Source organism: Neisseria sp. P0009.S007, from assembly GCF_051962515.1.
In genome coordinates, this window is sequence record NZ_JBQCVF010000122.1 from 1 (window position 1) to 5,739 (window position 5,739).

Sequence of the window (5,739 nt, forward strand, 5' to 3'; positions counted from 1 at the left end):
CGTGCTGACCGTACCTGCATGGCTGCTGTTTTATCAAGGCAAGGAAGTAGAACGGATGGCCCGCTTCATCCCTCAGGCACAGATGAAGCAGACATTGGCAAAATGGACAAAAGTAGCAGAAAGCGGATATCAGTAACCGGTCTATCAATGTTTCAGACGGCTGCGGTCTTGATAAAGATTTCTTGGTAGGCGTAAAACTCAATTCGGCGGACTTCCAAAAAGGCGGTTTTGACGAAAGCGAATCGGTGCAGGTAGTACAAAAACTGTCAGAAATGGGCATTGATTTTATTAAGGCAGAAATCACCCAATCCTTATGCAACGAGCTCTGGGAAAAACTCGGCAATGGTGAAATCGGCAAACCGATTATTCATCAAGTATTTGATTTTAAATACGTAGCAAAAGCCCATATAGAAATGGACAAAGGCACGCATATTGGGAAAGTGATGTTGGATTTCACTTTGCTCAATCAATAAGGAGTAACACCATGAAACTTTCCATTCTCAATCTTGCCCCCGTTCGTGAAGGGCAAACTTATTTGCAAGCGGTCGATTCGATGGTGAATCTTGCAAAACACGCGGAGCGCATTGGCATTGAGCGCTATTGGATTGCTGAGCATCATAATATGAAAAATTTGGTGAGTTCAGCGACCGCACTTTTAATTCAACATACGCTAGCCAATACGAAGACCTTGCGCGTTGGCTCGGGCGGCGTGATGTTACCGAATCATTCGCCTTATGTGGTGGCCGAGCAATATGGCACACTGGAGACGCTTTATCCAAACCGTGTTGAACTCGGTTTAGGACGTGCGCCAGGAACTGATATGCAAACGGCTGCGGCACTTCGTCGAGGACGAAAAAGTCTGGATTTCCCTGCGGAAATTGCGGAACTTCGCGGTTACTTTAAAGATTCTAACCCTGTTTCTGCATATCCTTCTGCCGGCTTGAATATACCGTTTTATATTTTAGGATCTAGCACTGAAAGTGCCTATCTTGCGGCAGAACTTGGCTTGCCTTATGCATTTGCTTCACACTTTGCGCCACGTATGATGGAAATGGCAGTGGAGATTTACCGCAAAAACTTCAAACCTTCTACCTATCTTGCTGAACCTTATGTCATCTTAGGTGTGAACGCGATTGTTGCAGAAACCGATAACGAAGCGAGACAACTCGCGACGACACAAACACTATTTTTCTTAAATATAGTGACTAATGCGCAACAAAATTTACAACCACCGATGGCGTCAGAAGAAGACGTTTGGAAAGCCCAAATGCATGCCCAAAAGAAACCACACTTTGGCCCAGTCGATTTTGAGGAAATCCCGATTTACAATCAAGAGCGTGCCGTAGTGGAACAAATGACTGCTTGTTCGCTTATCGGTAGTCCTGAAAGTGTGGAATTTCAACTCAAGCAACTGCGTGAACGGGTACATTTTGATGAAATTATGGCGGTGAGTTATATTTTTGATGAACAAAAACAAGCCCAATCTTATACGATGTTAAAATCGATTGTGGATAAGCAATCGTGATAAAAACATGGCGAGATCATCTCGCCATGTTTTATGCCTAAACCATTTTCGACAATAACATCTCCTTCAACTTGTTATACACCCACACCACTCGCTTGGTCATCCACACTTTTGAGCTTATCAATTCCCACCCGCCAATCAATCACAATGTCGGAGTAGGGCTCAAGTGCGGTCAATAATTCAAACAGAATTTCATCGTTATAAGCATTGGCGGCAGGGTGTACCACACCTTGCATTGCTTTTTCTTTTACATTGTTTTTAGCAAATAGCCGTTCGCTTTCCGCCAAATATTGCGTCGCTTTCGGCAAAAATTGTTCGCCAAATTCAGTGAGCTTGATGTTTCGCGTGTTACGTTTGAACAAACTTTCACCTAATAAGGCTTCGAGATCGGCGATCATTCTTGTGACGACTTGAGGCGAAACGGCGAGCCGCTGGGCGGTTTCACGAAAATTAAAGGTTTCGGCAGCGGAGCAAAAATAGCGAAGGGCTTCTAGTTTATTCACTATTATTCCTTTTTTCAGAATAGTTTATTCTTATTTTATTAATTTTTAAGTCAGAATACTAGGGTTATACTGCATCAAAGTGTTGAATGAAGACATTACCGGCCAAGTAAACAAAGATCGTAATGTGCTAACTGGCGACAGCCCGCTGGCATCAAATAATCTTGGAATTTTAGCGGCAGATGCGTTGTTGAAAAAAGTAGCTAGCTTGGGTTAATTCATTCAATCTAGTCCAAACAAAAAAACAGTCCGCAACTTTAAAGTGAAGTTGCGGACTGTTTTTTTTTGTTTTACATCGGTGGTCCGAAAAATAGCCATGGCGAACTATTTATAATGGCTGGTTCTACGATAGCGGTATCAACCAAGAAGGTTGGCGCGGTTGGAAACTGACAGATTCACAAACCGCCGAGCCAAACGCACGCAATATCGTGCTTTCCAAAGGGTCGATGACGTATTACTTTATAACGCCGAAGGCGCAGAAGAGTTCTCCCGTTTCTTTGCGATTCCAGGTTTGAACCACTGTGATGGCAGCGTCGATTTGCGCTTATATAAGTAATTGTACTACTGAAGAAACAGGAGTTAGCAGACTAAAATCGTAGAGTTATGAATTTAACATAATATAAATTAATTTCCTTTTCCCTATTCTTCTACAAATTCCGCTGTTTTGTTCCTATATGTCAAATGAGAATTAATGGTACTCAAGAGAGTGTGCTCATAGTACTCCAATTTTTAGTATAAAATCAATAGGTTTTAAGAGAGATTTGGCTGTAACTCTACCACTTAATTATTGAGTAGTAGTAGGGTTGAGGGTAGAAAACTTATTACGATACTAAGTACCTTCAACTCATAGCATATAGCTAATTTATAAAGGCCATCTGAATATCAGACGGCCTCCTGTCTATTAGAATTTAGACATTGTAAATTTCTTCGTTCTTAACATTTTCTTAAGGCTTCCGCTTCAGTCGTACCCGGAGGGTTTATACCAAAAAAAGCTGAACCATCCTTGTAACTTGAGACAACTAATACGATCGATCTAAAAAAAAACTTGCTCAAACTGAAATCAAAATAAAGCCATCGTTAACACCGAGATTTGGAAAGCTACGTGAAGGCTTTTCAAATAGTACGAAGCATTTTACTTTCAGGACAAGCTTTGAGTTGGAATAGATCATTTGTTCTTATAGATGAGATTTTCAGGTTTTTTGTCGGGAGAAATAAGAAGTTTATCAAGGTATTCGGGGTCATGCCAGTCATCCCAAGGTGCTAGACTAAAATAAGCTTTAATAAAACCATCAATAATAGCTGAACCTTCGGTATTAATACCAATAATATTTCCTTGTTCAATTAAGTCAATATTAGGAAAATATTGCTTCAGTATATTTTTATTTACTATACCTTTTTGAATAATTGGCCAGAATCCTTTATCTAACGATTCTTCAGTAATAAACATAGCAGCAATAATATCGTTTTTATCTATTTTTATATCTTCATATAAAGGAAGGTTTTTTGAGGAAATTTTCATTTTGGTAATTAAGCAGGCTACACCTATCCAATCATATTTTCCAAGAATCTGTCCAACAGCTAAAAAATCATCTTCTATGGGAATGCCAAAATAATCGCCTACCTGCCATTTCTGTTTTTTTCTTGCCATTTTTTAAAGTTCCTTTCTGTAATTCAATAAGGCATGGGAATTTTTCCACCTGCTGCACGGTAGCGAGGTTCAGACATCTGATGACGTTTATTGGCCAAAGGTCCTCCTCGACTCTTGATACCGCCTTGTAATCTAATGTGATCTTCTTCCAATCGGTCTAGACATTGACCAGATTTAGTTTGCCCAAGTAAGGTAAACCTGTGAGTTGCTCTGAATGCTCTATTATGTTCTCTTTGCCTGGCAAAATATCTTATTGAGGATTTGGCTCGGCCTACATATTTTTCGCCAGTTTTAGGATGTGTCCTCAGATAAACAATTCCACAAGTACCTGGCGGACAATAGCAGGGGTCAGTTTTCTCTGATTCTGGTTTGCTACATACTCCTTATGGCCTCTAGAGGCAATTACTGCTGTTGCCGCCTAAAAGGCGGCTCGGATGCCTTGTTCAACATTGTAATAAATTATATTTCATTTGTAGAAAATATATTATCTTCTATATAGCAGTTTTGAAAAGAGCAATTAGATATTAAATTATCTTGTATATGCATTGATCTGAATACACAATTAATAAATGTGCAATTAGTAAATTTTGTATTACAAACTATTGCCGTAATAAAAGAACAATTAATAAAATTACAATTAGTAAAGGAACTATAGCTTATGAAAGCGCCACGAAATGAACAGAAAAAAAATTTAAGACTTCCAATTTCCCTATGGGATATTTCGTATCTGTGAAAATCAATATTATCCATATGGATTAACTGTCTAGAAATTAAGACATCTAATTCTTTTGTTTCGATTTTAATTAGAGACTTTGTAATATTTTTAAGTAATTCTTGAATGTCATTTGATATCATTTTTATTACCACCAATCTATAGGGTCTAGTTGTATATCTCTCAAAGGTATTCTTGGTTTAGATAATGGAGCAGTTCCTGGTGTACTGGCAGGTATTTGATTACACAATAATCCGGCTACCATTCTATGGTTACCATCTACAATAGTATTTCCATCCATTTTAACTGGAGGGGCAATACTACCTTTTTCAATCAATGCTGTGTATCTCGCAGCAGCAGGGATGGAAACACTTTTTTGTAATGTTAGATAAGATGTTTTCGCTGTAACCATTGTTGTCTGCTATTGCATCTAAACATTTCTTACGTTTTTTTTCTTCTTGGCATTTTCCTGTACATGTATCGCTCTCCGATGATGCAACGACACCTGTTGCGGCAGCTCCAAGCCCCCATATGCAATCCATTTAGGCAATGCCGCATCAGTGGGGTCTGGAGTCATTGTATCAATTACAATCATAGACAATGCCCCTTTGGATATGCTAACAGCATTTAATCCCCAAGGATCCATCATATTTTGTATATTTGTCGAAAATTGATAAAAGTTACTTCCACCTCCCAACCCAATCGGATCCTGATTTACAAACCGACCCACATCAGGCTCATAATACCTGAAGAAGTTGTAATGCAACCCCGTTTCACGGTCGCAATACTAGTTCTGTAATCGGAATGGTTGGTATGCGCTATCCGTTACCTTGGTTTCCTCTTTCAGAAGGCACCAGCCGGTGTAGTTGTCGAACCACAAGAGGTTACCGTCCTTATCGGTCATCTCTCTTGGGATGCCGATTTGGTCGCAGTGGAAGTAGTAGATTTGTTGGCGGCTTTCGCCCTCGGCATTGGTGTGGTTGTGTACCTGTGCCAAGGGTTCGTAGCTGTCGGGATCGGTGTAGATATAGGTATATCTGCCGTTCGGGTGGATTTCTTGCAAGAGGTGGCTGCCGTCCCAAACGAAGCGGGTTTGGTTTTCGAGGTCGTTCCCGCTTAAATCATGCTGGAATGATGTTTCTGAAACTTCTTCGTTTTTCAAACAGCCTTTGCCTATCCTTCTGCCCAAGGCGTCGTAGCTGTACACCCAAGTTTCTTTCGTACCGTCTTTTTTAAAGATTTCGGCTTTAACCAGTTGGTCGTGCAGATCGTAGAAGTAGTTCTGCACTTCGCCGTCGGCCAGTTCGCGGTGGATCAGGTTGCCGAGGTCGTCGTAGTAATAGCTGCTGCCGTT

8 protein-coding genes and 1 pseudogene are annotated in these 5,739 nt (G+C 40.4%); 3 read left to right on the forward strand and 6 right to left on the reverse strand.

From position 1 onward, the window contains the following. Window positions 1–182: 182 nt before the first annotated feature. Together ACTHS3_RS09950 and ACTHS3_RS09955 are read left to right on the forward strand one after the other, a co-directional pair. On the forward strand, window positions 183–473 hold the full coding sequence (locus ACTHS3_RS09950; protein ID WP_004520535.1) for a hypothetical protein: 291 nt from the start codon (window positions 183–185) through the stop codon (window positions 471–473). An 11-nt stretch (window positions 474–484) separates the two neighbouring features. Continuing rightward, the gene (locus ACTHS3_RS09955) at window positions 485–1,525 is read left to right on the forward strand and encodes an LLM class flavin-dependent oxidoreductase (protein ID WP_004520534.1); all 1,041 of its coding nucleotides are present in this window, start codon (window positions 485–487) and stop codon (window positions 1,523–1,525) included. 74 nt (window positions 1,526–1,599) lie between these two features. Here ACTHS3_RS09955 and ACTHS3_RS09960 read toward each other — a convergent pair whose 3' ends face one another. Beyond that, window positions 1,600–2,028, reverse strand: coding sequence for a LysR family transcriptional regulator (locus ACTHS3_RS09960; protein ID WP_004520533.1), 429 nt, complete (start codon window positions 2,026–2,028; stop codon window positions 1,600–1,602). 79 nt (window positions 2,029–2,107) lie between these two features. Between ACTHS3_RS09960 and ACTHS3_RS09965 the strand changes: the two genes are divergently transcribed. Beyond that, complete coding sequence (locus ACTHS3_RS09965; RefSeq protein ID WP_004520532.1) at window positions 2,108–2,242, forward strand: hypothetical protein; 135 nt, start codon at window positions 2,108–2,110, stop codon at window positions 2,240–2,242. A 948-nt stretch (window positions 2,243–3,190) separates the two neighbouring features. On the opposite strand, the gene ACTHS3_RS09970 is transcribed toward ACTHS3_RS09965, so the two are convergent. The 5 genes and pseudogenes from ACTHS3_RS09970 to ACTHS3_RS09990 all read right to left on the reverse strand — a co-directional run. Beyond that, window positions 3,191–3,673, reverse strand: a complete 483-nt coding sequence (locus tag ACTHS3_RS09970; protein WP_004520529.1) for a hypothetical protein — start codon at window positions 3,671–3,673, stop codon at window positions 3,191–3,193. A gap of 459 nt (window positions 3,674–4,132) precedes the next feature. Further along, complete coding sequence (locus tag ACTHS3_RS09975; protein ID WP_079453688.1) at window positions 4,133–4,528, reverse strand: pentapeptide repeat-containing protein; 396 nt, start codon at window positions 4,526–4,528, stop codon at window positions 4,133–4,135. Window positions 4,529–4,533: 5 nt separating this feature from the next. Then, window positions 4,534–4,797, reverse strand: a complete 264-nt coding sequence (locus ACTHS3_RS09980) for a hypothetical protein (RefSeq protein WP_141744544.1) — start codon at window positions 4,795–4,797, stop codon at window positions 4,534–4,536. Window positions 4,798–4,815: 18 nt separating this feature from the next. After that, window positions 4,816–5,160 (reverse strand): annotated as a pseudogene (locus tag ACTHS3_RS09985) (RHS repeat-associated core domain-containing protein); the annotation flags it as partial. Between the two features lie 12 nt (window positions 5,161–5,172). Next, window positions 5,173–5,739 (reverse strand): RHS repeat domain-containing protein (locus ACTHS3_RS09990; RefSeq protein WP_347271901.1); only part of this gene is annotated, 567 nt, incomplete at its 5' end.